We start from the raw sequence: 12749 nt of genomic DNA, 5'->3' as shown, positions 1-12749 counted from the left end.
CCGGGGGGCCCTCCGCCCCCCATGTTTCCCTCGGACGGATGCGCCCGTCAGTCGGTGGGCGACGGAGGGAGCGACCCCATGGAAGGCACCATGCGTGTGATGGTTCTCCACGCGCCGGGGCAGCCACTGCGAGCGGAGACGTGGCCCATTCCGCGCCCGGCCCCGCAGGAGGTGTTGTTGCGAGTCCACGCCTGCGCGGTGTGCCGCACGGACCTGCACGTGGTGGACGGTGAGCTGCCCAGGCCGAAGCTGCCGCTGGTGCCGGGCCACGAAATCGTGGCCACCGTCGTGGAGGCGGGCGCGGAGGTGATGGGGCTGGAGCCGGGCACGCGCGTCGGGGTGCCCTGGCTCGGCTGGACGTGTGGCCAGTGTCGCTTCTGTGTCTCCGGTCGGGAGAACCTCTGCGACTTCGCGCGCTTCACCGGCTACCAGTTGGATGGCGGCTACGCGGAGTACACCCTGGCGCATCACCGCTTCTGCTTTCCGCTGCCCGCGAACTACCCGGACGTGCATGCCGCGCCGCTGATGTGCGCGGGGCTCATCGGCTTTCGCAGCCTGCGCCTGTCGGGAGAAGGTGAGCGGCTGGGGTTGTATGGCTTTGGCGCCGCCGCGCACGTGCTCATTCAGGTGGCGCGTCATCGCAAGCGGCGCGTGTTCGCCTTCACGCGGCCCGGGGACGAGGAAGGGCAACGCTTCGCGCGCGAGCTGGGCGCGGTCTGGGCGGGAGGCTCGGACGTGCTGCCGCCGGAGCCGCTGGACGCGGCCATCCTGTTCGCGCCCGTGGGGGCGTTGGTGCCCGCCGCGCTGCGCGCCGTGGACAAGGGCGGGGTGGTGGTGTGCGGCGGCATCCATATGAGCGATATCCCGTCGTTCCCCTATTCGTTGCTCTGGGAGGAGCGGGTGGTGCGCTCGGTGGCGAACCTGACGCGCGCGGATGCGATGGACTTCCTCGTGCTCGCGCCCAGCGTGCCGGTGCGCACCGAGGTGCGGGTGTTCCCCCTGTCCTCGGCGAACGAGGCGCTCACCGCGCTGCGCGAGGGCCACGTGCGCGGCGCGGCCGTGCTCGACACGAGCAGGTAGGCGTGGGGCATTGCGCCCCGCAGGGACTGCGTGCGGCCCCATTCCGCCGCAAATCCCGCGCAAGGGGCGCGCGCGGTGCCCCGGCATTCCAAGGGGTTGGCGTTGGCCAGGGTGATGCAATGGGGAGGGGTGCAACCCGAAGCCCCGCGCACACAGCGGGGCCTGACCCGAGGCCGACGATGAAGCGAGCGTTGCAGATTACCTACCGGGGCATGGCGACGAGCGAGGCCCTGAACGAGCACATCCGCGACCACGCAGCGAAGCTGGAGCAGTTCTTCGATGGCATCGTCGGATGCCACGTGGTGGTGGACGAGCCCCACCGGCACAAGCAGCACAGCCATCACTTCCGCGTGCGCGTGGACCTGCACGTGCCTGGAAGAGACATCATCGCGGGCAGGGAGCCGGAGCACGACGCCGCGCACGAGGACCCCTACCAGGCCGTGTCGGACGCCTTCGAGGCCGCGCGCCGGCAGCTCCAGCACTACGCAGAAGGGCTGCACGCGCATCATCGACACTGACGCGCGCCGAAGTCCCTGGGGTCGCGCACCGTAGCCTCGGGTGCGCGTTTCCCCGGGGTGGAGCCAGGGGCCGAGCGTGGGCACGAAGCTCGGCCGTGGTCACCGGGGCTCGAGGTGTCGTGCCGGGTGACATGAGTCGTGGGAGTGCGATAGACGACGCGCCCTCCGGTCCGTGGCCGGCGCCTCCTCGATTCACGACTTCATGACTCCTTCCGCCGATGACTCGAGCCCAGGACGCGCACGGCGATGGCCAGGCATGCTGGCCCTGCCGTTCGTGGTCCTCGTCTGGCTCGTGTTCGTCGTGGCGCCCGTCTGGATTCAGGCCGCGCACGCCTGCTTCTCGCACTTCGACCTGGGCATCTACACCCAGGCCCTGGCGCGCATGTCGCTGGCGGAGCCAAACCCCTGGCTCACCGGGCGACAGGTCTACATCTTCAACGACCACTTCGACCCCATCCTGTGGGTGGTTCGCCCGCTGGTGGAGGTGCTGCCACCGATGTGGGCCTCGTTGGTGGGTGAAGCGCTCTTCGTGCTGCTCGCGCTGGCGCCGCTGCTCTGGCTCCAGGCACGGGGGCTGCTGAGCCGCGCCGCCACGGGGCTGCTGGCGGCGTTCCTGCTGCTCACCCCCAGCGCGGTGGAGGCGCTGAAGTTCCCCATCCATCCGACGACGTGGTCCGCGCTGCCGTGGGTGATGACCGGCGTGGCGTTCCATCTGCGCCGCAACGGCTGGCTGCTGGTGTCGCTGGTGTTGCTGTTCATGTGCAAGGAGGAGTTCGCCTTCGTGGGCATCATGCTCACCGTGGCGCTGTGGCTGCGCGGCGAGCGGCGCTTCGCGGTGGGCGTGGGGGTGCTGTCGCTGCTCTGGCTCGCGGGTGTCTACGGGCTGCGGCCGTGGCTGTTGGGGCCCTCGGAGGACTACGGCGTCCGGCTCAGGCAGGGCATGGAGGGTGGATTCCTTCACTACCTCACGCTTCGTCTGGCGCCGGTCCACCTGTCGCGCATGGGCACGCTGGTGTTGCTGCTGCTGCCGCTGGGGGTCTGGGCGTGGCGCGAGCGCTTGAAGCCGGACTGGGCGTGGCTGCTGGTGTTGTTGCCGATGCTCGGCATCCGTTTCCTCGGCATGGCTTGGCGCTTCCACTACGGCGTGCCGCTGATGGCCGCGGCGCTGATGGGCTTCCTTCCCGTCCTGCGCGCCCGGAAGCCGCCCGCGTGGGTCCTGGTGTCCACGGGGCTGGTCCTCCTCTTCAGCAACGAAGTCAATCTTCGCCAGTTCACTCGCACGTTGGTGTCCTCGCGCACATATCCGCGCCAGTGCCCGGGGGACCCGGAGCGACTGGCCAGCATCTCGCGAGGAGTGGACGTGCTCACCCAGAATCGAGCGGGGCTCGCGCTGCTGGGCAGCAACTTCGTCGCCCTGCTGGCGGACCGGGATGACATCTACGCCGTGGGCGGCCCACAGCCCGCCGACGGCCGCGTCTACGAGTGGGTGCTGGTGGAGAAGCCGCCTCATGGCGACGTCTTCCCCCTCTCCTCCGAGCGCATCCAGGAGCTCATCGACGTCTGGCGCGCGGATGCGGGCACGCAAATCGTCATCGACGACGCGAACGTCTTCCTGGCGCGAGGTCGCTTCACCACTCACCGTTGAGTGCTCGCAAGGGCGTGCCTCCGCGCGGCTCGCGTTCCGAGGCACCCCGCGCCGCGCGGCCCCAGAGCTCCGGGAGTGAGCGGCGAGGATGACGCCGCGCTCCGGCCGAGCACCCGCGTCCGCCGTGCCCGGCTCACGATGGAGCAGGCGAAGGGACGAGCGCCGGGGCACCTTCCCGTGTGGATCCACGCGAGGTCCGCCCGCACATACGTGTAGGTGCCCGCCCTCTAGCGCTGGCGTACCGGATGCCCGCCATTGGCGAACAGTCCACCGCATCCCCTCACGCTCTGGCGGGGATGGCGCTATCCTCGCGCGGTCCCCGCCATGAATGCCCCGCGGCTCCAAGTGCTGCTGGTGGATGACGAGGCAGCTGTCCTCGCCACCACCGCGGCCGTGCTCTCCGAGGACTTCGAGGTCCAGACCGCGCATGACGCGCACACCGCGCGCCGGATGCTCGGGCTGCGTCCGTTCGACGTCCTGTGCACCGACCTCCACATGCCCGGCCCCAGCGGCATCCAGCTGCTGCGCGAGGCCGTCATCCAATATCCCCACCTCGCGGGCGTGCTGGTGACGGGCTTTCGCGAGTACCTCGACTGGAGAGACCGCCTGGACGCGCAGGGCCTCTTCTACCTGGTGCTCAAGCCCTACCAGCCTCCGGACCTCATCGCGATGATCCGCCGCGCCGCCGAGTCCGCGCGCCTCAAGCGCGACATGAGCCGACTGTCCTCCGGCCTGGCCGAGCACAAGTGGGGGCCCCGATGAAGGTTCCCCCCCTGTCGCGGGGAGGGTGGCTGTTGATGGGACTGCTGTGGCTGGTCGCCATGGTGGTGGGCTTCGCGCTGCTCGCCCGACATGCCCTCACCCCGGGCACCGCCCACGAGTCTCCAGCCCGCTGGCCTTCGTCCGTGAGTCCTCCCCGCGCGGAGGGCCGGCCCACCCTGGTGATGCTCGCCCACCCGCGCTGCCCCTGCACGCGCGCCAGCCTGGGCGAGCTGTCCGTCCTGATGGAGCACGCCCGGGGCCAGCTCGACGCGCGCGTCCTGTTCCTCCAGCCCGAGGGCACTTCCGGCGACTGGACACAAGGCCCCCTGTGGCGCGCCGCCGCCGCGATTCCGGGCGTCACGGTGCTCAAGGACGCGGGAGGCGAGCAAGCTCGCCGGTTTGGAGCAGTCACTTCCGGACATTCCTTGCTCTATGATGCCGCCGGTCGGCTCCGCTTCAGCGGTGGAATCACCGGGGCGCGGGGACACCGAGGTGACAACCCGGGGCGGGACGCCGTGGAGGCGCTGCTGCGGGAGGCGGGTGGGGTGGGCGGGTCGTCGGAGCACGCTGTCTACGGTTGCGCACTGGAGGAACCGCCCGAGGCCCGGGCCACGAACACCCCATGAAGCCCACGGAGGATGCCAGCGGCCCGACGGTGGCACTGAAGGAACGCGCCGTTCTGCTGTTCCACGAGCACCTGACCACGGTGCGACGCCGCACGGACCGCCTCTTCGCGGGACTGATGCTGGCCCAATGGGCCTTCGGCATCCTCGTGGCCCTCTTCGTCTCGCCCTACGGCTGGGAGGGCAAGGACCGCGCCCTCCACGCCCACGTGTACGCCGCGCTCTTCCTCGGCGCCGCGCTCACCGTGTTCCCCCTCGCGCTGGCGCGCTGGCGCCCCGGGGCCGTCTCCACCCGGCACGGGGTGGCCCTGGCGCAGATGTTGTGGTCCTCGCTGCTCATCCACCTGACGGGTGGGCGCATCGAGACGCACTTCCACATCTTCGTCTCGCTCGCGTTCCTCTCCCTGTACCGGGACCCGTGGGTGCTCCTGACGGCCACGTGCGCCACCGTCGCGGACCACGTCATCCGAGGCGTCCTCTGGCCGGAGTCCGTGTATGGCCTGCCCAACGCGGAGTGGTGGCGCTTCCTGGAGCATGCGCTCTGGGTGGGCTTCCTGAACCTGGTGCTCCTGCACGCGGGCCGGGTGATGCGGCGGGAGATGCGCGAAGTGGCGGTGCGCCGCGCGGAGCTGGAGCTGGCGCGCGAGCGCGAGGAGGACAAGTCCGCGGAGCTGGACCGCGCCCTGCGCGAGCTGAGCGGCTTCCAGGAGCACCTCATCCGCGTGGAGAAGCTGGCCGCGGTGGGTCAGCTCGCCGCCAGCGTGGGTCATGAATTGCGCAACCCGCTGGCCGCCGTGCGCAACGCGCATGCCTACCTCTCCCGACGACTGAGTCGGGATGCCATCGGGGCCGCGGATGACCCACGCGTCCCCCAGTTCCTCGGGGTGATGGAGCGCGAATTGGGTGCGTGCGCGAAAATCATCTCCGACCTGCTCGACTTCGCGCGCGAGCGGCCTCCGGCGCTGCAGCCGTGTCCGTTGCGACCACTGGTGGACGAGGCCATTGGCGTGGTCCCCTCGCGCGAGGGCGTCCGCATCCTCAACGAAGTGCCCGAGTCGCTCCCGGTGCCGAGCCTGGACAAGGAACAGTTCCGTCAGGTGCTGGTGAATCTGGTGCAGAACGCGGTGGAGGCCATGCCCCAGGGAAGAACCGGTCAGGTTTCAGTGCTGGCGGAAGGCGGCGACACCGGGCCGTGGGCCATTCGCGTGGTAGATGACGGGACGGGCATCCCTCCGGACGTGCTGCCCAAGATTTTCGAACCGCTCTTCACAACCAAGACGCGTGGCACCGGCTTGGGGCTGGCCATTGTGGCCAACATGGTGCAACGTCACGGCGGCACAATCTCTGTGCGAAGCGAAGCCGGCCGGGGTAGTGAATTCCATATTCATCTCCCGGCAACCGCGGCGGCGCAGGCCGCATGATGGAGGACGTGGCTTTGGGCCCCGCTCGCATCCTTTTGGTCGACGACGAGGAGGGGCTGCGCATCACGCTCGCGGCGAACCTGGAGTTGGAGGGCCATACCGTTCTGGAGGCCGCCAACGGCGAGGAAGCGCTGCGCCTGCTGGGCGAGCACCCGGTGGACGTGGTGCTCAGCGACATGCGCATGCCCGGGCTGCACGGGGTTGATCTGCTGCGCCGCATCAAGCAGGCGCGTCCGGACATGCCCGTGGTGCTGATGACCGCCTTCACGGCGGAAGAACTGGTGGAGGACGCGCTCGCGGAGGGCGCCTTCACCGTGCTGCCCAAGCCCTTCGACGTGGCGCACGCGCTGGACACGATTCTGCGCGCGGCGCGGGCTCCCCAGGTGTTGGTGGTGGACGACACGGAGCCGGTGGCGCGTGCCATGGTGCGCGCGCTGAGCACCGTGGGGCTGCGTGCGCGCGCGGTGTACAGCGGCGAGGAAGCGCTGACGTACCTGCGCTCGGGCGACTTCGACGTGTGCGTGCTGGATTTGGTGATGCCGGAGATGAGCGGGCCGGAGCTGGTGGCGAAGGTGAAGGCGGCGGATTTGTCCGTGGCCGTCATCGCGATGTCCGGGCACGTGGTGCCAGAATTGTTACGCAAGGTGGCGGCGCAGGGCGCGGTGGTGTGTATGACCAAGCCGGTGCCGCTGCGGGAATTGGTGCAAGCGATTGCCCGGGTGAGAGGCCAACCCCGGGCGCAGGGGCCCTCCGGGCCCCAGGGTGCGAGGAATTGACGGATGGGCGCGCGCGCAGATCTCCAAGCGCGGGAACGGGCCGCGGTGGCGGACGTCGTCGCCTCCACGCTGCGGCATGACCTCCGCAACAAGCTGGCCAGTGTCCGCAATGCTTCGTTCTACCTGATGCGGAAGATGCAGAAGACGGACGTCTGGAGCACGGATGCCCGGGTGGAAGCCTTCTTCCAGCTCATCGACCGGGAGCTGGCGGCGGCCGAGGAGGTGCTGACGCGACGCGCCCCGGTGGCCAGCAGCGACAAGCCCCTGTGCCACGCGAGCGAGGCGATGGAGCAGGGGTTGCGTGAGGCGAGGGTGCCGGAGCAGGTGCGCGTGGAGCGCGACTTCAAGGCCCGGGGCACGGTGCCGCTGGATTTGGAGGACCTGGCGCTGCTGGTGCGCTGTCTGGTGGACAACGCCGTGGAAGCGATGCCGCGCGGAGGAATGCTCACCGTGCGGACCTGGGACGTTGAAGAAGGTGAGGGCGGCGTGGGCATCCGCGTGGAGGACGCGGGAGAGGGGCTGGCGGCGGAGGCGTATTCACGTGCCTTCGAGCCCTTCTATTCGACACGTCCCGGCCACGCGGGATTGGGATTGAACATCGTGCAGCGATTGGTGCTGCGCAATGGGGGGAAGGTGGCACTGGACGGAGGCCCCTCGGGGGGCACGCACGTCGAGGTCCTCTTCCTGCACCGCCCGGAGGCGGGGGCCAGGATGCGGCTCGCGGGCCATGACGAGATACGGGGGAGCAAGTGATGGAGACGAGCTGGACCTTCGGGCGCTGCCTGCTGCTGGTGGAAGATGACCCGTCCAACCGGATGACGCTCGCGGCGCTGCTGGAGGAAGCGGGGTTCGCGGTGGTGACAGCGGGTTCCTACGCGGAAGCGGAGAAGTGGCTCAACCACCCGCGGCCCATCGACGCGGTGTTGCTGGACCAGAGCCTGGGTGACGGCTTCGGCACGGGGTTGATTCCGTTGGTGCGTCACCACATGCCGGGCGCGAAGGTGGTCTTCGTCACCGGCGCCGACAGCGCCATCGACATGCCGGTGGATGCCGTCTTCCGCAAGGGTGACCATTTCGAGGCGCTCCTGGCCTTCCTCTTCAAGCTGTTGCCCCAGAGACCGCTGGGGATGTCCTCGTCCGCTCCTGGGCCGCGTCGTCCCTGAGCTTCGCGGTGGTGTTCAGCTCCAGCTCTGGCCATCCAGTTCGGGAAAGGTGACCTGGCACTCGCCGGGATTGACGCCCTCCACGCGGGCGTAGCCATTGGAGTTGAGGGTGCCTTCGCGCGTGCTGCCGTCGGGCAGGCTCACGACGTAGCGCGCGTTGGGGACGGGCTTTCCCGCCTCGTCCTTGAGCTCGATGGCCAGCCAGGTCATCTCCTCCACCACGGCCTCGTCGGCCTTGGCCTCGGGTCTGGCCGTCCAGGGCGCTGGCACGCTCTTCGGGCGGGCCACCTCGAGCGCGACGAGCTCTCCGCGCGTGAAGGCGTCCGAGAGGCGCTGCTTGAGGCGTTGCTCGTAGCGGGAGCGCTCCAGGCCCGTCAGGCCGAAGGGGCTGCTGCCGCCGAGCGCTTCGTAGATGCCATACAGCGTGCGCGCCGAAGGGGTGGACAGCCACCGGTCCAGGGATGACGTGACGAACACGTCCGGCACTCGCGGGCGGCGCTCTTTCGCGTCGGTGTCGACGGACGAGACGACGAGCCAGTCTGCGTTCCGCGCCGGCAGTGTCCACCGGCGTTCACCGCGATTGAGCGGCATGCTGAGTACCCCCGTGGGACTCAGTGTATCAGCAAAGGACACTCGGTGTCCGGTGGCGCGCGATTTTTCGTGCGGCCACGGGTCGCCCGACGGGGAGGTGTGGGTGGGGCCCTGGGGTCAGTCGGGCGTGGCCTGGGTGGGCGGTGCGGGGAGGCTGTGCGCGAGGACGACCCACCAGCGGCCCTCGCGACGCTGGCACACGTCGGTGAAGTGCCCCACGTCGGAGACTTCGGTTCCATCGGGCAGTCGCACGCGGGCCCGCTGGGTGCCGGTGAGCACGCCGGTGTCGCCGAAGACGTGCGCGCGCACCGTCTCGGTTTCGACAGAGAGGAGGGTGCCGGGGATGGCGGCGATGTTGGCGAGGAACGCCGTGCGGTCCGTCTCCACGTCGCCCACGCCGCGAAAGACGAGGTCCTCCGCCATCAAGCCCTTCAGGGCCTGGGTGTCGCGGGCCTGGATGGCGCGGACGATGGACTCCTCGAGTGCCAGGAGGGCGCGGACGTCCTCCGTCTGGGAGGGGGTGTGGGGCGTCATGGGCGGTGGGCTCCTGAGGGCGCCAGGGTCGCGAGCACAGGCGGTCATCAGCGCGACGAGGGCGATGAAGGCGTGGCGTGGGGACACGGGCCGCGTTTGAGCATGTTCTTCCGGGGGAAGCCAGACAGAGGCGTTTGCTGTTCGTCAAACGCCTCGCGTCCGAGTGGCGGCGGCTCCCATGGACGCGATAGTCCACGCCCCCCTGCCCGCGTCTGCGCGTCGAGACTCCACCTCCGGCGGTGAGGGATGCCTTCGTCTTCCCTTGGGAGTCCTCCATGTCACTGAATGAGTACGTCACGCTGGGCCGTTCGGGTCTGCGGGTCAGCCCGCTGTGTCTGGGCACGATGACCTTCGGTACCGACCTGGGTTGGGGCAGCAGCGTCGAGGCGTCGAATGCCATCCTGGACCGCTTCCTCGAGCGGGGCGGCAACTTCCTCGACACGGCGAATGCATACACGCGAGGGCACTCGGAGAAAATCATCGGTGACCACCTGGGCCGGTATCCGAGCAGGCGGGACAGGGTGGTGATTGCGACCAAGTTCTTCAGCAGCCTCTTCCCGGGGGACCCGAATGGTGGTGGCGCGGGACGCAAGTCGTTGATGGCGCAGTGCGAGGAGTCGCTGCGCCGACTCCAGACGAGCTACATCGACCTGTACTGGATGCACTGCTGGGATGTGAATACGCCCATCGAGGAGACGATGCGCGGGCTCGACGACCTGGTGCGCTCCGGGAAGGTCCGTTACATCGGTATCTCGGATACACCGGCCTGGAAGGTGGCGCAGGCGCAGGTGACGGCGCACTTCCGGGGCTGGGCTCCGCTGGTGGCGTTGCAAATCGAGTACTCGTTGTTGGAGCGGACGGTGGAGGGGGAGCTGGTGCCCATGGCTCGGGAGCTGGGGTTGGGGGTGACGCCGTGGTCGCCGCTGAAGAGTGGCGTGCTCAGTGGAAAGTACACGCGGGAGAACGCGGGGAAGGTGAAGGCGGACCGGGGGGCGTGGGCGGAGAACTCGCTGACGGAGAAGACGTACAAGCTCATCGACGTGCTTCAGCGCATAGCGAAAGAGCAGGGCACCACGGTGGCGCGTGTGGCGCTGGCGTGGGTGCAGGGGCGGCCCGGTGTGACGTCCACCATCCTGGGTGCGCGCACGCTGGAGCAGCTCGACAACAACCTGGGGGCGCTGGAGGTGACGCTGAAGCCGGAGCAGGTGAAGGCGTTGGATGACGCGTCCAAGCCGACGCTCGATTTTCCGGCGGAGTTCCTTCAGGGCGCGCCCACGTTCATGCACGGCGGAGTCTCCGTGAACGGTGTCCCCGCGCCCGCGTGGCCCATGGCTCCGAAGTCCGACGAGGAGCGCTGGTAGTCGCTGGAGTGGGTGTGTTCGCGCGCGTGCTCGACGTGGGCCGCGCGCGTTGTAGCTGGGTGGCCACGCGTCGTGCGGTGTCGGTGCGCAGGAGTGGCGCGGCGCCGTGTTTCGCGCGTGAGCGGTGAGACAGCGGACAGCGAACACGTGCCACGGCGAAGAAACGTCGTGCGCGAGACAGTCACGCTGGCGTGAGCGGGAGGCGTCCCTACGTTGCGAGCCCTGGCGCGGGAATGGCTGCGCGGTTGAGGGGAGGGTGTGTGGGCGAGCTTCTGTCAGGAGGCGACGAACAGTTCCGTACGCGGGGCATGAATCATCCCGAGGCGAATGGCTGTGAGCACGAGCAGTCGGGTGAGGCACTGAGTGTGACGGAGGCGCTGGACTGCGACCTCGACGCATATCTGGACCGAGAGCTCGCCATGGAGCCGGAAGTCGATGGTGAGACCGCGCTCACGCCCACGCGCGAAGCCGCGGAGGACATGCGCGCGCTGCTGGACCTCGCGGAAGAGGAGACGCGGTGGATCTCCGAGTCGCCTCGGCCCGCGTTCTCCGACGCGGAGCCTGGTGAGTCCGTGTCCGAGTCCGCGCCCGTGGTGATTCCGGAGTGGATGCGCGCGAATCCGGAGGTGCCGGTCGCGGAGGCGGTGCGTCTGCCGTGGGGACACTCCAAGGTGGTTCCGGTCACGACGGCTCGCGGTGGTTCGTCCACGCATGCGACGCCGCGGAAGAACACCGTGAACGAGGTGCAGGGTCCGCTCAATCTTCAGCAGCAACCCTGGGGTATTCCCATGGTCCCGCCCGCGCAGCAGTGGAGCGGACCGATGGCGCCCGGGCAGCAGCACGCCTGGGACGGCTCCATGGCGCCCGGGCAGCAGCACGCCTGGAGTGGCCCCATGGCAGCGCCGACGGCGTCGAGCCGGGGCCGCGACGTGGTGTCCGGCGTACTGCTCGGCGTCGCGGCGGTGGGCGTGGTCGCGGCGGGCATGCTCGTGGTCGCGAGCGTGCGTTTCTGGGAGCAAGGCGCGAGTTCTCCTTCGGTGAATGGCGTCGCGGGCACCTCGGCGCATCAGGGCGCATTGGGTGCTTCGGCGCGGCAAGGGGTGGCGGGATCCGACGGCAGCGTCGGCTCCGTGGGCCAGCTCAACCGCGCGAGCAACTCGGGGGCGCTGGTCGGCGCGAACGCCTCGGGTCAGCTCAACAGTGCGAACAGCACGGGGGCGCTGGTCGGCGCGAACGCCTCGGGCCAGCGCAACGGCGTGGGCAACGCAGGCGCGCTGGTCGGCGTAAACGCCTCTGGCCAGCGCAACGGCGTGGGCAACGCAGGCGCGCTGGTCGGCGCGAACGCCTCGGGTCAACTCAACGACGCGAGCGCTTCGTGGCAGTTCGGCCAGACGGGTCCTTCGGTTGCCATCGGGTACTGGGCCATTCCTGGCCTCATGGCGGGCACGGCCTTCCCGGGTGTGGCCGATACCAACGCGATGAACCCCGTCGCTCCTCGGTACATGGGCCCCTACGTCTGGGCCCCTCCCGGAAGCATCAGCGACATCGCGAACGGGCTGCACGCGCAAGGCGCGTCGACGGACCCGGCTCGCGCCCTCACGTCCTTCTCGGGCCCGAGCAGCGCGGACCTGATGGCCCGCCGTGACACCCTGGCCGTGAAGTCCGGCGAGCGGCGCATCCGAACCGAGAGCGCGCCCACGATGCGCGCTCCCGTGAGCACGACTCCCGCCCAGAGTGTCGCGGAGGCCTCCTCGGGCGCGGTGATGGAGATGACCTTCGAGGAGCCCGACTCCAACGAGCAGACCACCTCCGCTCCGGCGGACACCACGGACGACCCCGATGGCGCGACCAGCACCGAGTCGGAGCTGGACGAGGAGTTCGCGCGAGAGCTCGGCTTCACCGAAGACGGCGAGGAGCGCGTCGCCTCCGAGTCCACCGTCGCGCGGACCGTGTACGTCCCGCCCGCGCTCGACGCGAAGGAGCACCTCACGCCCGAGGACGTGAAGCAGGTGGTGGTCTCCAATCAGCCGGCCATCACCGCGTGTCTGCGCCAGCATGCCTCGGACACGTCGGTGCAGAAGGACGGGCGCTTCGTGGTGCGCTGGTCCGTGCTGCCGAGCGGTGAGGCGACGAGCGTCGCCATGGACACGCAGGCGCTGCGCGCCACGCCGCTCGCCGGCTGCATCGAGGGCGTGGTGCGCGGCTGGAAGTTCCCCGTGCACACGGTCCGTATGCAGGAGCCCATCCGCTTCCCGTTCGTCTTCTAGCTCAAGAG

Annotated in this window: 13 protein-coding genes; 11 read left to right on the top strand and 2 right to left on the bottom strand. The window is 69.5% G+C overall.

The annotated features are described in order from the left end of the window. The first annotated feature begins 78 nt into the window (after window positions 1-78). From HUA76_RS04300 to HUA76_RS04260, 9 genes are all read left to right on the top strand, one after another. Window positions 79-1080 carry a zinc-dependent alcohol dehydrogenase family protein gene (locus tag HUA76_RS04300; protein WP_174456965.1) on the top strand — a complete coding sequence of 334 codons (1002 nt, stop codon included), beginning with the start codon at window positions 79-81 and terminating at the stop codon, window positions 1078-1080. 179 nt (window positions 1081-1259) lie between these two features. After that, window positions 1260-1598, top strand: coding sequence for an HPF/RaiA family ribosome-associated protein (locus HUA76_RS04295; RefSeq protein WP_174456964.1), 339 nt, complete (start codon window positions 1260-1262; stop codon window positions 1596-1598). Window positions 1599-1800: 202 nt separating this feature from the next. Next, on the top strand, window positions 1801-3243 hold the full coding sequence (locus tag HUA76_RS04290) for a DUF2079 domain-containing protein (RefSeq protein WP_174460065.1): 1443 nt from the start codon (window positions 1801-1803) through the stop codon (window positions 3241-3243). A gap of 324 nt (window positions 3244-3567) precedes the next feature. Then, entirely contained in the window at window positions 3568-4005 is a 438-nt protein-coding gene (locus HUA76_RS04285) for a response regulator (RefSeq protein ID WP_141644997.1), read from the top strand. After that, on the top strand, window positions 4002-4631 hold the full coding sequence (locus HUA76_RS04280; RefSeq protein ID WP_174456962.1) for a RedB protein: 630 nt from the start codon (window positions 4002-4004) through the stop codon (window positions 4629-4631). Before HUA76_RS04285 ends, HUA76_RS04280 begins: the two co-directional genes overlap by 4 nt. Further along, entirely contained in the window at window positions 4628-6049 is a 1422-nt protein-coding gene (locus HUA76_RS04275; protein WP_141649370.1) for a sensor histidine kinase, read from the top strand. Before HUA76_RS04280 ends, HUA76_RS04275 begins: the two co-directional genes overlap by 4 nt. After that, on the top strand, window positions 6049-6825 hold the full coding sequence (locus tag HUA76_RS04270) for a response regulator (protein WP_246137892.1): 777 nt from the start codon (window positions 6049-6051) through the stop codon (window positions 6823-6825). Before HUA76_RS04275 ends, HUA76_RS04270 begins: the two co-directional genes overlap by 1 nt. Window positions 6826-6828: 3 nt before the next feature. After that, entirely contained in the window at window positions 6829-7578 is a 750-nt protein-coding gene (locus HUA76_RS04265) for an ATP-binding protein (RefSeq protein ID WP_141649372.1), read from the top strand. Continuing rightward, a complete protein-coding gene (locus HUA76_RS04260) occupies window positions 7578-7988 on the top strand; it encodes a response regulator (protein ID WP_174456961.1) in 411 nt (136 codons plus the stop codon). The genes HUA76_RS04265 and HUA76_RS04260 overlap by 1 nt, the downstream gene beginning before the upstream one ends. A 15-nt stretch (window positions 7989-8003) precedes the next feature. Here HUA76_RS04260 and HUA76_RS04255 read toward each other — a convergent pair whose 3' ends face one another. Continuing rightward, on the bottom strand, window positions 8004-8579 hold the full coding sequence (locus HUA76_RS04255) for a carboxypeptidase-like regulatory domain-containing protein (protein WP_141649374.1): 576 nt from the start codon (window positions 8577-8579) through the stop codon (window positions 8004-8006). A gap of 117 nt (window positions 8580-8696) precedes the next feature. Beyond that, the gene (locus HUA76_RS04250) at window positions 8697-9113 is read right to left on the bottom strand and encodes an SgcJ/EcaC family oxidoreductase (protein WP_174456960.1); all 417 of its coding nucleotides are present in this window, start codon (window positions 9111-9113) and stop codon (window positions 8697-8699) included. A 275-nt stretch (window positions 9114-9388) separates the two neighbouring features. Between HUA76_RS04250 and HUA76_RS04245 the strand changes: the two genes are divergently transcribed. Next, a complete protein-coding gene (locus HUA76_RS04245; RefSeq protein ID WP_141648242.1) occupies window positions 9389-10474 on the top strand; it encodes an aldo/keto reductase in 1086 nt (361 codons plus the stop codon). A 308-nt stretch (window positions 10475-10782) separates the two neighbouring features. Continuing rightward, window positions 10783-12741 (top strand): AgmX/PglI C-terminal domain-containing protein, encoded by a 1959-nt coding sequence (locus tag HUA76_RS04240; RefSeq protein WP_217439217.1) that lies wholly within the window; start codon window positions 10783-10785, stop codon window positions 12739-12741. Window positions 12742-12749: the final 8 nt, after the last annotated feature.

Origin of the sequence: Myxococcus sp. CA056 (genome assembly GCF_013336715.1) — a bacterium.
Taxonomy (GTDB): Bacteria; Myxococcota; Myxococcia; order Myxococcales; family Myxococcaceae; genus Myxococcus; species Myxococcus llanfairpwllgwyngyllgogerychwyrndrobwllllantysiliogogogochensis.
The sequence above is the reverse complement of the archived record's forward strand: the minus strand, read 5'-3'. Positions and strand labels throughout refer to the sequence as shown.

What these genes read in the sequence shown, in the direction of transcription:
- HUA76_RS04300 (WP_174456965.1), top strand. Translation starts at nt 79, where the DNA reads ATGGAAGGCACCATGCGTGTGATGGTTCTCCACGCGCCGGGGCAGCCA.
- HUA76_RS04295 (WP_174456964.1), top strand. Translation starts at nt 1,260, where the DNA reads ATGAAGCGAGCGTTGCAGATTACCTACCGGGGCATGGCGACGAGCGAG.
- HUA76_RS04290 (WP_174460065.1), top strand. Translation starts at nt 1,801, where the DNA reads ATGACTCCTTCCGCCGATGACTCGAGCCCAGGACGCGCACGGCGATGG.
- HUA76_RS04285 (WP_141644997.1), top strand. Translation starts at nt 3,568, where the DNA reads ATGAATGCCCCGCGGCTCCAAGTGCTGCTGGTGGATGACGAGGCAGCT.
- HUA76_RS04280 (WP_174456962.1), top strand. Translation starts at nt 4,002, where the DNA reads ATGAAGGTTCCCCCCCTGTCGCGGGGAGGGTGGCTGTTGATGGGACTG.
- HUA76_RS04275 (WP_141649370.1), top strand. Translation starts at nt 4,628, where the DNA reads ATGAAGCCCACGGAGGATGCCAGCGGCCCGACGGTGGCACTGAAGGAA.
- HUA76_RS04270 (WP_246137892.1), top strand. Translation starts at nt 6,049, where the DNA reads ATGGAGGACGTGGCTTTGGGCCCCGCTCGCATCCTTTTGGTCGACGAC.
- HUA76_RS04265 (WP_141649372.1), top strand. Translation starts at nt 6,829, where the DNA reads ATGGGCGCGCGCGCAGATCTCCAAGCGCGGGAACGGGCCGCGGTGGCG.
- HUA76_RS04260 (WP_174456961.1), top strand. Translation starts at nt 7,578, where the DNA reads ATGGAGACGAGCTGGACCTTCGGGCGCTGCCTGCTGCTGGTGGAAGAT.
- HUA76_RS04255 (WP_141649374.1), bottom strand. Translation starts at nt 8,579, where the DNA reads ATGCCGCTCAATCGCGGTGAACGCCGGTGGACACTGCCGGCGCGGAAC.
- HUA76_RS04250 (WP_174456960.1), bottom strand. Translation starts at nt 9,113, where the DNA reads ATGACGCCCCACACCCCCTCCCAGACGGAGGACGTCCGCGCCCTCCTG.
- HUA76_RS04245 (WP_141648242.1), top strand. Translation starts at nt 9,389, where the DNA reads ATGTCACTGAATGAGTACGTCACGCTGGGCCGTTCGGGTCTGCGGGTC.
- HUA76_RS04240 (WP_217439217.1), top strand. Translation starts at nt 10,783, where the DNA reads ATGAATCATCCCGAGGCGAATGGCTGTGAGCACGAGCAGTCGGGTGAG.